Annotated in this window: 10 protein-coding genes and 1 tRNA gene; 5 read left to right on the top strand and 6 right to left on the bottom strand. The window is 63.6% G+C overall.

Features of this window, described 5'->3' with window-relative positions:
• Nucleotides 1–127 precede the first annotated feature (127 nt).
• From O0881_RS17490 to O0881_RS17510, 5 genes are all read right to left on the bottom strand, one after another.
• Nucleotides 128–1,078 (bottom strand): ribose-phosphate pyrophosphokinase, encoded by a 951-nt coding sequence (locus O0881_RS17490; protein WP_034753270.1) that lies wholly within the window; start codon nt 1,076–1,078, stop codon nt 128–130.
• A 150-nt stretch (nt 1,079–1,228) separates the two neighbouring features.
• A tRNA-Gln gene (locus O0881_RS17495) sits at nt 1,229–1,305 on the bottom strand.
• A 78-nt stretch (nt 1,306–1,383) separates the two neighbouring features.
• On the bottom strand, nt 1,384–2,268 hold the full coding sequence (gene ispE, locus O0881_RS17500) for a 4-(cytidine 5'-diphospho)-2-C-methyl-D-erythritol kinase (RefSeq protein WP_289912373.1): 885 nt from the start codon (nt 2,266–2,268) through the stop codon (nt 1,384–1,386).
• Nucleotides 2,265–2,903, bottom strand: coding sequence for an outer membrane lipoprotein LolB (locus tag O0881_RS17505; RefSeq protein WP_289899511.1), 639 nt, complete (start codon nt 2,901–2,903; stop codon nt 2,265–2,267). Before O0881_RS17505 ends, ispE begins: the two co-directional genes overlap by 4 nt.
• Before the next feature lie 73 nt (nt 2,904–2,976).
• A complete protein-coding gene (locus O0881_RS17510) occupies nt 2,977–4,761 on the bottom strand; it encodes a tetratricopeptide repeat protein (protein ID WP_289912374.1) in 1,785 nt (594 codons plus the stop codon).
• Nucleotides 4,762–4,928: 167 nt separating this feature from the next.
• On the opposite strand from O0881_RS17510, the gene mutM reads away from it, so the two are divergent.
• The 5 genes from mutM to O0881_RS17535 are packed head-to-tail and all read left to right on the top strand — an operon-like array spanning nt 4,929 to nt 11,316.
• The gene (gene mutM, locus O0881_RS17515; RefSeq protein WP_289912375.1) at nt 4,929–5,765 is read left to right on the top strand and encodes a bifunctional DNA-formamidopyrimidine glycosylase/DNA-(apurinic or apyrimidinic site) lyase; all 837 of its coding nucleotides are present in this window, start codon (nt 4,929–4,931) and stop codon (nt 5,763–5,765) included.
• 22 nt (nt 5,766–5,787) lie between these two features.
• A complete protein-coding gene (locus tag O0881_RS17520; RefSeq protein ID WP_289912376.1) occupies nt 5,788–7,689 on the top strand; it encodes a dynamin family protein in 1,902 nt (633 codons plus the stop codon).
• Between the two features lie 38 nt (nt 7,690–7,727).
• The gene (gene mutY, locus O0881_RS17525) at nt 7,728–8,891 is read left to right on the top strand and encodes an A/G-specific adenine glycosylase (protein WP_289912377.1); all 1,164 of its coding nucleotides are present in this window, start codon (nt 7,728–7,730) and stop codon (nt 8,889–8,891) included.
• Complete coding sequence (locus tag O0881_RS17530) at nt 8,891–10,696, top strand: sensor histidine kinase (RefSeq protein ID WP_289912378.1); 1,806 nt, start codon at nt 8,891–8,893, stop codon at nt 10,694–10,696. The genes mutY and O0881_RS17530 overlap by 1 nt, the downstream gene beginning before the upstream one ends.
• The gene (locus tag O0881_RS17535) at nt 10,693–11,316 is read left to right on the top strand and encodes a response regulator (protein WP_289912379.1); all 624 of its coding nucleotides are present in this window, start codon (nt 10,693–10,695) and stop codon (nt 11,314–11,316) included. The genes O0881_RS17530 and O0881_RS17535 overlap by 4 nt, the downstream gene beginning before the upstream one ends.
• On the opposite strand, the gene O0881_RS17540 is transcribed toward O0881_RS17535, so the two are convergent.
• Entirely contained in the window at nt 11,313–14,534 is a 3,222-nt protein-coding gene (locus O0881_RS17540) for a molybdopterin dinucleotide binding domain-containing protein (protein ID WP_289912380.1), read from the bottom strand. The genes O0881_RS17535 and O0881_RS17540 overlap by 4 nt on opposite strands.
• Nucleotides 14,535–14,543: the final 9 nt, after the last annotated feature.

The raw sequence follows: 14,543 nt of genomic DNA on the forward strand, positions 1-14,543 counted from the left end.
TGAAGATTCCCGCGACCAGGAATCTTCGAAAATGGGCGCATACGCGCCCCGAAAACTAAAATACTACGGCGCAACAGGCAAAAAGCCGGTCGCGCCGCAGGTGACGTCTGTTGCTGCTCTTGTCGAATTAATCGATAAAGAGGGAAATAACCGAATCGCCCTTGATGATGCGCTTGAACGTCTCGGCCAGCAGCGGCGCGCACGTCAATTGACGGATCTTGCCGCAGGCCAGGGCCGCTTCGGACAGGGGGATCGTATCGGTCACGACCAGTTCATCGAGTGGCGAGGCCGAAATACGGTCAATCGCCGGGCCCGACAGCACCGCGTGCGTGCAATACGCCACGACTTTTTTCGCGCCGCGCTCTTTGAGCACTTCGGCAGCCTTCGTCAGGGTGCCTGCCGTGTCGACCATGTCATCCATGATCACGCAGTTGCGGCCTTCGACTTCACCGATGATGTTCATCACTTCGGACACGTTCGCTTTTGGACGACGCTTGTCGATGATGGCCAGGTCGCAGCCCAGGCGTTTTGCCAGAGCGCGCGCACGTACCACACCGCCGACGTCCGGCGACACCACCAGCAGATCCTGGTAGTTTTTCTTTTGCAGGTCGCCCAGCAAAATTGGCGAAGCGTAGATATTGTCGACTGGGATATCGAAGAAACCTTGAATCTGGTCAGCGTGCAAGTCCATGATCAGGACGCGCTCGACACCGGCTTCTTCCAGCATGTTCGCCACCACCTTGGCCGAAATTGCCACACGCGCGGAGCGTGGACGACGGTCTTGGCGGGCGTAGCCGAAGTAAGGAATCGCGGCGGTGATGCGGCCAGCGGAAGCACGTTTCAAGGCATCAACCATCAGCATGATTTCCATCAGGCTGTCGTTGGTTGGAGCACAGGTGGATTGCAAAACAAAAACATCCTTGCCGCGTACGTTTTCGTTAATCTCGACCATTACTTCGCCGTCGGAGAATTTCGAAACGTTTGCTTTACCGAGAGGGATGCCGAGGTTTTTTGCGACCCCCTCTGCCAACGCTGGATTCGCGTTGCCGGTAAAAACCATCAGGTTTTCGTAAGCCATGGGAGTCCCAAGAGGTGATATAGAAGTCTTGAAAAGCACTAACCGGGCATAGGCCCGGTCAGTCATTGTTTAGAATATGCCGCGTGGCGACATATCTGCTTTTTCCCGTACTGGACGCCAACTTCGCATCGACAGACTACGGTGAAATGGTGGCAGGGGAAGAAGGATTCGAACCTTCGCATGCTGGAATCAAAATCCAGTGCCTTAACCAGCTTGGCGATTCCCCTACGTTACTGACTGCTTGCCGTCATGTTGGCCAGTATTATACCGACTATTTGACGCTAAGCAAAATCTTTTTTTGCTCTTTACAACACCGTGAGCATCGGGTGGCGATTCAGCGCTTTTGCCTTCCAGGCGATCCAGACTGGTGGCACATTGCTGAGCACCGCATCCGCTTCTTCCTGACTGCCAAACGCACTAAACACACAAGCACCGGAACCAGTCATCCTGGCCTCACCGTAAGCACCCAGCCATTCTACCGCATCTGCTACCGGCTTGAAAAGACTGCATGCCACTTGCTGTAAATCATTCTTACCAAACCCGCCCGCATCGTTTCCTTCTGCGAGGTGCCTGGAAAAGTCCGCTATTGTGACGGGTTCGGTATTTCTCGTCAAGCCTTCCGCGCAAAAAATTGCGGCGGTAGGTACTTGCACGCCCGGCTCGATCACCACATACCAGCATTCGGGCGTGGCGACGGGCTGCAGGGCCTCGCCCACGCCTTCGGCAAAGGCGTTTTCGCCAAAGATGAAAAACGGGATATCTGCCCCCAGCGGCAAGCCCAGCGCCATCAATTCCTCGCGGCTCAACCCCGCTTGCCACAGGCGGTTCAAGGCCATCAGGGCCGTGGCCGCGTCGGACGAACCGCCCCCCAGGCCGCCGCCCATGGGCAGCACCTTGTCGATGGCGATATCGACGCCGCGCGGCAAGGCGCCCGTGCGGCGCAGCACTTCCGCCTGCAGCAGTTTCGCGGCACGGACGATCAGGTCCTGCTCTTCCGGCACGCCGGCCAGCGCCGTCACGCGGCGGATCAGCGTATCGTCGCGCAGCGCGAAGTGCAAGGTGTCGCCATGGTCGAGCAACTGGAATACCGTCTGCAGCAGATGGTAGCCATCGGCGCGGCGACCGTTAACGTGCAGAAATAAGTTCAGCTTGGCGGGAGCCGGGCAATGATTCAGGGTCGTCAATGTCATGGTGCAGGTGTGGATGGGGCGGCATCGAGCACGATACGCAGCGAGACGGCATCGGCCTGCGCGCTGGTGGTGCGTTCGGCATCGATACGCCGCGGTTGGGGCAAGGCGCCCGGTGTATTCTCAGCAGCATCTTGCCACGACACATAGCGCAAGCGCCAGCCGTCTTTGGTTGTCACGCTGTCATTGGCCGGTGACGCGACGAAGCGCTTGCCATCGGCCCCCACGGCATAGCCTTGCAGCCAGTCGCGCAAGCCCGACACGGGCAGGGACCAGCCCAGCATCTGCGCGCTCAGGGTATCGACATCGGGCGCGCTGCGCGGCGCCTTGCCGCTTTGCGTCAACACGGCCTGCTGCGGCGTGACGGCGATCGTCGCCAAGGTGCTGCCGACGGGCGTATACAGGGTCACATCCGTGCGCGCGGCCGTCTGCAGCCAGTTGAAATTGACGGTGGCCGATTCAGGCTTGTCATCCTTCTGGTACACGACGTTCAAACGGCCCGTCAGCTCCACCTGTTCCCGGTAGGGCGCGACGGCTTCGCCCGATGGCGCGGCGCCGGATGAAAAGGGAGAAGTCAGGGTCGAGCAGGCCGAGAGGGCCAGGCACAGGACCGTCAGGGGCAGGAAATGTTTGGACATGGGTTTGGACATGGGCACAAGGAAAAACCAGCGCCATGGCGCTGGTTTCTCATAGTTGAGTTAATCGGTTCAATCACAAACTGACATTCAAGCGCGCCAGGGTGCTTTTCAGCGCATCGTTTTTCGGATCCTTGCCTTGCGCCTCGCGCCACAGCTTTTGCGCTTCGGCCTTGTCGCCCTTCTGCCACAGCACTTCGCCCAGGTGGACGGCGATTTCCGGGTCGCTGCGCACGGCATAGGCGCGGCGCAGCGCGTTTTCCGCGGCAGCCAGGTTACCCATGCGGAACTGTACCCAGCCCATGCTATCCATGATGAACGGGTCGCCCGGCGCCATCTGCAAGGCTTTTTCGATCAGTGCATGGGCTTCCGGCAGGCGGATGCCCCGTTCGGCCAGCGAGTAACCGAGGGCGTTATACGCGTGCTGATTGTCGGGCGCCAGCGCCATCACGCGGCGCAGGCTCGCTTCCATCAGTTCGAGTTTATCCAGGCGCTCGGCCAGCAAGGCGTAGTCGTACAGCAATTCCGGATTATCGGGGAAGCGCAGCAAGGCATTTTCCAGCACCGTATAGGCGCTTTGCACGTAGCCGGCATCGCGCAGGAATTGCGCGTCGACCAGCAGCACCTGCGCCTGGCTTGCCGGATCGTCCGTTTCGATTTCCGTCAGCGCCTTGCGCGCCGCATCGAGATTGCCGCCACGGGCGATCAGCTGGGCGCGGCGCAAACGCGCCTCGACATAACCGGCGGACGCGCTGTTGTCGATCTTGTCCAGCCAGGCGATGGCGCCGGCCGTGTCGCCGCGCGTTTCGGCGATCTGCGACAGTATCATCAGGGCCTTGAACGGATCGCGCGCGTCGCCAGGGGATTTGTCGAGCACGGCCAGGAAGCGCTTGAAGTATTGCTCCGCGCCCTTGGTGTCTTCCAGCTGCAACGCCACGATGCCGAGCGCATACAGGCCGCCCAGGTTGTCGGGCTGGCTTTTCAGCAGCAGCAGGAATTGGTCGCGTGCCGGCTCCAGCTGTTTTTGCTCAACCAGCAGGCGCGCATACGCGCCGCGCACTTCGACGGCGTCCGGATTCTTTTGCAGGAAGGCAGCCAGCACCTTGCCCGCCGCCTCGGGCTCGCCCGTCACCTGCGCCAGGGTCAGCGCGGCCAGCTCGGAGTTCGGCTTGATCGCCAACGCCTTGTTCGCTTCGCCGATGGCGCGTTCACGCTCGCCGAGCGACAAGGCGCCCTGCGCCAGCACCAGGTGGGCTTCGAACATGTCCAGGTAGGGCTGCACCAGGCGCGTCACCATCGAATAGGCATACAGCTTGTCATTCGAACGCGACAGGATCTGCTGCATCTGGAACAGGGCCACGCCGCGCGCGCCCGGCGGCGCATTGGCCAGGCGCTCGGCAAAAATCGGTTCCGCTTCTTCGATCTTGTCCGTCAAGACGACGAAGCCGAGGAAGAACTGGGTCGCCTCATCCGATTCGGGCGCCAACTCGCGCCACAGGCGGATGGCCGCCAGCGCTTCGCCGCCCTGCTTGGCAGCCAGCGCCATTTCGGAGGCGCGGCGCGCCAGGCGCGGATCGCGCGTCTGCTGCGCCGCCACCATCATCGTCACGTACGGCCCTTGCCACTGGCCGCTCTTGAATTCCATTTCAGCCTTGGTCAGCTTGTACAGCAAATCGCTGCTCAACTCGACCTTGGGCAGCTTCTCGCCCTTGGCGTCGTCGCCGGACTCGATACCGGGCGCTGGCGGCGCAGCGGCCGCAGCGGGACTGGCCGCCCCATCGACGGGGGCAACAGGCGTCTGTGCCATGGCATGCGTGGCCATCAGGGCGGACAAGGTTACAATGGCGAAAGCGTTTTTCAAAGGCTGATCCTGGCTAAACGGCAAAGTTTGATTCTACGCCCAACGCGGCTATCGCGTACTTCACGTATGTAACGAAATATATACGTCGTGGCGGCGTAACGTGCCCGGGCCAGCCATCGGCCGGCGACCCGCCTGTTTTTTACCCGGTTTTCCACCATTCGAGCCCTATGCCAGAATTGCCAGAAGTCGAAGTCACACGGCGCGGTGTCGCGCCCCACATCGAAGGGCGCGCCGTGCGTGCCGTCGTGCTGCGCCGCGACGGCCTGCGCTGGCCCTTCCCCCCTGCCCTGGGCGACCAATTGTCGGGGCAAACCATCGGTCTGACGGGACGGCGCGGCAAATACCTGCTGATCCACTTCCGCCACGGCACCCTGATTATCCATCTGGGCATGTCGGGCCATTTGCGCGTGCTGCCCACGGGGACCGAGGCGCAAAAGCACGACCATTTCGACCTCGTCGTGGAAGACGCGGACGGCGGCAGCCAGGTGCTGCGCATGACGGATCCGCGCCGCTTCGGCGCCGTGCTGTGGCATGACGAGGCCGACGGCCCGCTGGATAGCCACGCGCTGCTGCGCGGCCTGGGCACGGAACCGCTGGAAGGCGGCTTCACGGGCCAGTTGCTGTTCGAGAAAACGCGCAACAAGGGCACCAACATCAAGCAAGTGCTGATGGCGGGCGACATCGTCGTCGGCGTGGGCAATATCTATTGTTCCGAAAGCCTGTTCCGCGCGGGGATCAACCCGAAGACGCCAGCCCGGCGCATCGGCCTGGCCCGCTATGAGAAACTGGCGCAATCGATCCGCGACGTGCTGGCCGAAGCCATCGTGCAGGGCGGCAGCACCTTGCGCGACTTCATCGGCGTCAACGGCCAGTCCGGCTACTTCCAGCAGACGTACTTCACGTACAACCGCGCAGGCAAGCCATGCCGCGTGTGCGGCGCGCCGATCCGCCAAATCGTGCAGGGACAGCGTTCCACGTTTTACTGCGTGAATTGCCAAAAGTAGCCACACTCACGGAGGGAGCCCGATGGTCAGAGACTTGGAACAATACAGCGCATGGCGGCAGGACGTGCAGGCCGCCTTGCAGGCATACCGGCAAGCCGCCAGCGCGGCGGGCCTGGTCGACGGCGCCTCCGCGCTGCGCCTGGCGCGCTGTGGCTCCCGCCTGACTGACGACCGCCTGTCCGTCGCCTTCGTGGCGGAATTCTCGCGCGGAAAATCCGAGCTGATCAACGCCATCTTCTTTGCCGGCTATGGCCAGCGCATCCTGCCCTCGGGCGCGGGCCGCACCACCATGTGCCCCACCGAGCTATTGTACGACGCGGCCTGGCCGCCATCGATCCGGCTGCTGCCCATCGAGACGCGCGCGCAGAACCTGTCGACCAGCGACTACCGCGACCTGCCCGCCGCCTGGACCGTCCTGCCCCTGAACATCGAGGCGGGCGGCGACATGCAGGAAGCCATCCGCCAGGTCAGCCTGACAAAGAAAGTCAGCCAGGAAGAAGCGGCGCGCTACGGCCTGTACGACGCCGACGATGCGGACGCGCCCGCCATGCTGGACGAGGACGGCCAGGTGGAAATCTCCATGTGGCGCCACGCCATCATCAACTTCCCCCATCCGCTGCTGAAACAGGGCCTGGTGATTCTCGACACGCCCGGCCTGAACGCCATCGGCACGGAACCGGAACTGACCCTGAACCTGATCCCGAATGCGCACGCGGTGCTGTTCATCCTGGCGGCCGACACGGGCGTCACGCGCAGCGATATCGAAGTATGGCGCAACCATATCGGCGCCGGCGCGGGGCGCCTGGTGGTGCTCAACAAGATCGACAGCATGTGGGACGAATTGCGCGGCGATGCCGAGGTGGCGCAAGCCATCGAACGCCAGCAGGCCAGCGTGGCGCACCTGCTGACACTGGACGCGGGCCAGGTGTTTCCCGTCTCGGCGCAAAAGGCCCTGGTGGGCAAGATCAACCACGATGCCACGCTGCTGGAAAAGAGCCGTTTGCTGCCGCTGGAGACGGCCCTGTTCGAGGAGCTGATCCCCGCGCGCAAGGACATCATCCGGCGCCAGCTGGCGTTCGACCTGGACGCCATCGAGGCGGCGCAGCAGGTGCAGGCGGCGGCGCGCGCGCGCGGCATCGCCGAGCAGCTGCACGAGCTGCACAGCCTGCGCGGCAAGAACCAGAGCGTGATCGCGCACATGATGCGCCGCGTCGATATCGAGAAGAAGGAATTCGACAGCAGCCTGTTCAAGCTGCAGGCCACGCGCGCCGTGTTTACCCGGTTGTCGACGGAGCTGTACACGAGCCTGGGCATGGACATCGTGCGCGACGATATCGATGGCGTGCGCGCCGCCATGCAGCGCAGCCGCTTTTTCACGGGCTTGCGCGAAGCCGTGCGCCAGTATTTCGAGCGCATCACCCGGAATCTGGACCGCTCGGAGGGCAAAACGGCCGAGATCACGGAAATGATGAACGTGATGTACCGCAAATTCGCCACCGAACATGGCCTGGCGCTGGCCTTGCCGATGCCGTTTTCGCTGGCCCGCTACCGCCAGGAGATCGCCGATATCGAAGCCGTATATCACAAGCAGTTCGGCACGGCCATCCTGCTCACCACCAGCCGGGTCGTGCTGATGGAGAAATTCTTCGACACCATCGCCTCGCGCGTGCGCCGCAGTTTCACCAACGCCAACGACGACGCCAGCGCCTGGCTGAAAGTCATCATGGCCCCGCTCGAAGCGCAGATCGTCGAATACAAGGAACAGCTGAAACTGCGCTTTGCCTCGATCCAGCGCATCCACGACGCCACGGGCAGCCTGGAACAGAAAATCGCCGGCTTCGAAGCCAGCCTGGCGGCGCTCGAACGCGACAAGGCGCAGCTGGCGCAATTGCTCGCTGCCTTGCGCACGGCCAGCGCCACATAAAACACGCAACAACACGCCACAAGATACTGGAACCCTGCATGAAACGTCTGCTGCATCCGCTCTCGCCCGCCACGGGCGTGGCCCCCATTGAAGATTATATCGACCCGACTTTTTCCGCCACCGTCATCGCCTGGCAAAAGCAGCATGGCCGCCATGCGCTGCCATGGCAAAACACGCGCGACGCCTACCTGATCTGGCTGTCCGAAATCATGCTGCAGCAAACGCAGGTCACCGCGGTACTCGGCTACTATACGCGCTTCCTCGAACGCTTCCCCACCCTGCGCGATTTGGCCAGCGCCCCGGTGGAAGACGTGATGGCGCAGTGGAGCGGCCTCGGTTACTACACGCGGGCGCGCAACCTGCACAAGTGCGCGCAGCGCGTGGTGGCCGAATACGACGGCGTCTTCCCCAGCGACCCGGCCTTGCTGGCCGACCTGCCCGGCATAGGTCGTTCGACGGCGGCCGCCATCTCCGCTTTTTCCAGCGGCACACGCGCAGCCATCATGGACGGCAACGTCAAACGCGTCTTCGCGCGCACCTTCGGCATCGATGCCTATCCCGGCGAAAAACGGGTCGAGGAAGCCATGTGGCGCCGTGCCGAAGCGCTGCTGCCAGAGACAGGTATCGAAGCCTACACGCAGGGCCTGATGGACTTCGGCGCCACCCTGTGCACGCGCAGCAGCCCCGATTGCGGCCGCTGCCCGCTGCAGCCGCGCTGCGTGGCCTACGCTACGGGCCGCACCAAGGATCTGCCGGTGCGCAAACCGAAGAAAACCAGCCCGGAAAAACACGCCGTCATGCTGGTCATCATCGACGATGGCCAAGTGCTGCTGGAACAGCGTCCCGGTTCCGGCATCTGGGGCGGCTTGCTGTCGCTGCCGGAACTCGATGGCCACGTGCTGGCCGGCGAGGACTGTGTGCGCGACATCGATCAGGAGCTGCTGGCGCACGCCGTGGCGCCGTTTGGCGCAATCGAAACGCAGGAACGACTGCTGCCCATCGTGCACGTGTTTACCCACTACAAACTGCACATCGTTCCCTGCCGCATCACCCTGGCGCGGCGCCTGGCGCTGGCCGGGGAAGGCACGCACGTCTGGTACGACGGTGCGAAGATCGCCGATGCGCCGCTGCCCGCGCCCATCAAGAAACTGCTGCTGGACCTGTTCGGCGATGCGCGTTCGGCGCAGCGCAGCATGTTCTAGTGCGGCGTTTTGTACTGCTCGCGCTGGCGGCGCTGTGTCTGCACGACGCCCACGCGGCGAACGACCTGCCCGAGGTAAGAATTGGCGTACTGGCCTACAAGGGCGGCGACGCCGTGCAGCAAGACTGGTCGTACGTGACGCGTCACCTGCAGGCCAGCATCCCCGGCATCCGTTTCATCCTGGCCGACTACGACCAGGCGGGCCTGACGCGCGCCGTGCAGTCGCAGGCCATCGCCTTCGCCATCACCAGCAGCGGCCATTACGTGGCGCTCGAGCACAGCGATGGCGCCAGCCGCATCGCCACCCTGGAATCGCCATGGACGGAGTCGCCGCGCCAGGCCATCGGCTCGGCCATCGTCGTGCGCAGCGCGTCGCCACTGCATGACCTGGCCGACCTGGCTGGCAAGAACGTGATGGCCGTGGCGCCCGACGCCTTTGGCGGCTACCAGATCGCCGCGCGCGAACTGCGCGAAGCGGGCATCGACCTCGCGCATGATTTTGCCAGCCTGCGCTATAGCGGTTTCCCGTCGCAGCAGATCATCGACGCCGTGCGTGCGGGGCGCATGGATGCGGGCATCGTGCGCACCTGTCTGCTCGAACAGATGGTGGCGCGCGGCGAAGTACGGGCCGAGGAACTGCGCGTGATCACCACGCGCCCGATTCCCGGTTTTCGCTGCGCCAGCTCGTCGCGGCTGTATCCGGACTGGCCCTTCGTGGCCCTGCGCCAGACGCCGCCCGCGCTGGCGAAAAAAGTGGCGCAAGCCCTGCTGGCCATGCCCCGCACGGAGGAAGGCTACAGCTGGACGGTTCCCAGCGATTACCAGATCGTCGATGAACTGTTCCGCGACCTGCACATCGGTCCCTACGCCTACCTGGACAAGCTGACGTTCGAAACGGCGCTGCGCCGCTACTGGGGCTGGATGCTGCTGGTGCTGGCCCTGCTGGTGGCCTGGGCCGTGCACACGGTGCGCGTGGAATACCTGGTCAGCCGGCGCACGGAGCAACTGCGCGCCGCCCAGCACCAGCAGCGCGCGCTGGAAGAGCAGGCGCGCCAGCGCCAGGCCACGCTAGACCACACGGCGCGCCTGGCGATTCTGGGCGAAATGGCCAGCGCCATCGCGCATGAATTGAACCAGCCGCTGGCCGCCATCGGCAATTTCGCGCGCGGCATGGCGCGCCGCATCACGGCGGGTCGGCTCGATGCGGCGCCCCTGCTCGACGGCGCGCAGGAAATCGCCACGCAAAGCGAACGCGCGGGCGCCATCATCCGTCACATTCGCGCGATGGCACAAAAGCGTCCCGCGCACAGCACGGCCTTCGCCCTGGCCGACGCCGTGGAGCAAGCCGTGGCCCTGTTCCGCGCGGCCCATCCGCAAGCCAATATCAGCTGGCGCCACGAGGCGGTCAGCGCGGCACCGCGCGTGCTGGCCGACCCGCAGCAAGTGCAGCAGGTGCTGCTCAATTTACTGAAAAATGCGCTCGATGCGCAGCTGGAAAACGGCAATCCGCAGCACCCCATCGGCGTGCTGCTGCACCGCGAAAACGGCGCCTGCACGGTGGCCGTGCGCGACGCCGGCTGCGGCCTGGAAGCGGCGCAGATGGCGCGCCTGTTCGAACCCTTCTTTACCACCAAGGCCGAAGGCCTGGGCCTGGGCATGTCGCTCAGCAAAAGCATCATCGAATCGTTCGGCGGCAGCCTGTCGGCGCACGCCAACGCCGATGCGCCGGGCTTGACGGTCTGGTTCCGCCTGCCCGAAGATAGCGGCATGGAAGCAGACCAGAAAAGACACGAGGAAACACCATGAACGAAAGCGATGCGATTATCTTTGTCGTCGACGACGACGCCGCCATGCGCCGCTCGCTGGCCTATCTGTTCGATTCGGCCGGCTGGCAAGTGGAGACGTTCGAGTCGGCGCGCGACTTCCTGCAGCGCTACGCTGGCCATGTGCCGGGCTGCCTGCTGCTCGACGTGCGCATGCCTTTGATGAGCGGACTGGAACTGCAACAGGAGTTGAACAACAGGACCGGGCACGCCATCTCCCTGCCCGTGATTTTCCTCAGCGGTCACGGCGACCTGGCCATGGCCGTGCAGACGATGAAGGCAGGCGCCTGCGATTTTTTGGAAAAGCCGTGCAAGGACCAGGTATTGCTCGATGCCGTCAGCCGGGCCGTGGCCCGCAGCGTGGAAGAAAGCCGTAGCGCCGCCAGCACGAATACGGCGCAATCGGCGCTGGCCAGGCTCACCGCACGCGAGCGCGAAGTGGCGTTGCTGATGGCCGAAGGCAAAGCCTCGAAAGTCATCGCCCGCGAACTGGGCATCAGCGACAAGACGGTACAGGTGCACCGCCATAACACGATGGAAAAACTGGGCCTGCATTCAGCAGCCGAGGTAGCCCGGTTGCTGATGGCCAGCGGCGAGATTTAAGCCCGCACGATACGCGCCGGCAGCCCCTGCCGCACCGACGTGCCCGAAACGGGATCGACGAACACGTTCTTGTCGCCGCGGCTCGGGTCCGTCAATCCCAGGTCATTCAGGTTGATGCCCGCGCCGATGGTCGGTTCATCTGGCTGGCGCAGCTTGCCGATACGGTGGGCGCGCGCACCGTGCTCCTTGTGGCCGAAACCGTGTTCGACGGCAATCACGCCCCGCTGCACGCCATGGCGCAGCATCACCGTGGCCCTGGCCCTGCCACCCGGCGTTTCCAGGTAAATGGCATCGCCATTTTCCAGCTTCAAGCGGGCCGCATCGTCGGGATGCACGGCGACCGGGTTATCCGGATGGATGCCGCGCAAGCGCCGCGCACCGATGCTGTAGGAGTTCTGCAGCGCCGATTTAAAGCTGATCAACTCGAACGGCCACTCGCTGGCTGGATAGGTTTTGCGCACGGGCGTCCCATCGGCAAACGCCGCCACTCGCCACGCGGGCGTGCCGGGGAAACGCTTGCCGCTCAAGCTGTTCTTGCTCACACCCAGGCCTTCGTTGTACAGCATCATCGGTTTCAGATAGCGGTGCGTGGACCAGTCCTGCGGATACGGCGTCTCGTCGATCACGGGTGCAGGAGCTGCCGGCGCCTTGGGATTCGCCGGTGGCGGCAGGCGCAGGCCGAACATCTCGCCATAGCTCTGGTAGCGCCCTCCCCGCGCCAGCATGAAAGCCACCTTGCGCCACTCTTCCGGCTTCAAGGTGCGCTCCAGTTCTGTGCGGATGCGCGCCACGCCGGACAGTTCGATATCGTCGTCGCTAGCTTCCGGCACGGATGTTTTCCCTTGCCAGGCGATGTTGGCGCCGCCCCGCAGATACCAGTCTTCCGCGCGCTGCAAGGGGAAGCGCTGGCCATCCATGTCTTGCAAGGCCTCTGGACCGAAACCGGGCAAGTCCATCGTTTTCGCCAGCGCGATGAAGAACGATTCCATGCAGATGGTCTGGCCGTCCGGCGTCTTTTGCACGCGCGGTTCGACCACGGGCCAGCGCGCCGTGCTCATTTTGACTGGCATGCCGCCCCAGGCGCCAGCCCAACCCCAGCTTTCGTACAGCAAGGTATCGGGCAGCAGGTAGTCGGCAAACGCCGAGCTTTCATTGATGAAGGGGTCGATGGCGACGATCAGGGGTATCTTCTTCGGATCGGCCAGCTCTTTGCCGATCTGCGCGCGCAAACCCGTGATGCCGTAGACGGGATTGCAGCTCCACAGGATCAGCGCCTTCAAGGTGTACGGGTAGCCGTTCATGGCGCTGGTCAGCCACTCGGTGGCCAGCGCGGGTGCATTCGGATACCACGGCGCCTTCGCCGGATACGCCTTGCCCGCTTCTTTCTTCAGCTTGAATTCCGAGGTTTTTTCATACGGCACATTGCGCCCGATCGGCATGCCGGCCGCCTTGATCTCGCCATCGAAACTCTCGAGGTTATAGCGCGGACCGGGTCCCGCATCCTTGAAGCTGCCGCCGTTGACCAGGGTGCCGCCCTTGCGATTCAGGTTACCGATCAGGGTATTGAGCATGACCAGCGCATACGCGTTATAGAATCCCGCACCCGACATCATGCCGCCGTGCGCATTGACGGCAGCGCGCTTGCCATGACTGGTGAGTTCCTGCGCCAGGCCTTCGATGATGTCGCGTGAAATGCCGCAGGCCGCCGCGTATTCATCCATGCTGTGGCGCTGCGCTTCCTCGTTGAGCATCGTTATGGCCGTCTTCAGGTGCAGTGGTGCACCCGCCACGTCCAGCGGGCCGTCGAAGAACAGGCGCGCCTCACCCTTGGCGGCATTGTGTGGCACGATCGCTTGCGTGGCGGCGTCGATCACGCAGAACGGGTCGCTCTCCTTGTAGCGCTCTTCTTCCGACAACTCCACCGCGCCCATATCCGACGCGCGCAGGTAGCGGCCATCGCGTGGATGGCCCTTCTCGTTGATGATCAAATGCGTGGCATTGCACCAGGCGGCCTCGCCCGCCGCTTCCGCCACCTTCAGGTTCGGCTGCACGAGGAAGTTGCGGTCATAGCGTTCGTGCTCGATGATCCAGCGGATGATGCCCATGGCCAGCGCGCCGTCCGTGCCCGGCTTGATGGGTACCCAGCGGCTGCGGTCGCCCGCGGCCAGGCTGTCCGCGTTTGTCAGCACGGGGTCGACGACGACGTAGCTGAATTCGCGCTTGCCCGAGCGGGCCTTGGCGATCAGGGTGCCCTGGCGCTTGAACGGGTTGCCCGCGTTGCCGGGCGCCGTGCCGACGAACATGCAGAATTCCGTGTTTTCCAGATCCACTTTCGCGTGCGGCATTTTCTTCATGTCGCCGAACATGGCGCCCGAGCCGCTACGGTAGGCGCCGCCGCAATACGAGCCGTGGTTGACCAGGTTCAAACTGCCGTACGACTGCTTGAAAAAGCGCGTGCCGAACGCCAGGCGGCCATCGTCGGTACTGCACATCAGGCCCACCTGGTTCACTTGCGGGCCCAGTTCCGGCTGCGCCGGATCGATCGGCTTTTCCAGCTCGCGCAAGGAGCGCAGTCCCTGCACGTGGCCTTCGCCAAACAGGTCGCCGCCTTCCGTCACTTCCTTCACCAACTGGTCGAAGGCGATCGGTTCCCACTGGCCGCCGCCGCGCGGCCCTACACGCTTCATAGGCGCCAGCACGCGGAACGGCGACTCCATCTGTTCCAGCACGCCGTTGCCGCGGCCGCAAGCCGTCGAACGGCCCTTCAGCCCCTTTTCCTGGAAGCGCGACAGCGAGACAAAACTGTCGCGGATCGAGGTCTGGTAAGGCAGCGCCGGATCGGCCGACAGGGGGCTGTACGGGTTGCCCGCCACGCGCAGCACCTTGCCGCTTTTTTTATCGAGGCGCACGCGCACGCCGCAAAACGTGGTGCAGCCCATGCACATGGTGTAGCTCACTTGCTGGTCCGGATTGACCGTCAGCTTGCCCGTGGCCGTATCGACGGAAAACTCGGGCGGCAGGGAATTGCCATGCAGTTTCTGCACGGGTTTATCCTTGCCCAGCGCATGGTCGACCATGCGGCCGGCCGTGGTGGAAAAGCTGGCGGCAAACGCGGCCAGGCCGCCGCCGATGGCGCCGTAGCGCAACAGCTTGCGGCGTTTTTCGTTTTCGTCGTCAGGGACGTCGTTGTGTGCGTTGTTGTGTATTTGATCGTTCATCGTTAACTC

It is taken from the genome of Janthinobacterium sp. SUN100 (assembly GCF_030397705.1).
Classification (GTDB): Bacteria; Pseudomonadota; Gammaproteobacteria; order Burkholderiales; family Burkholderiaceae_D; genus Janthinobacterium; species Janthinobacterium kumbetense.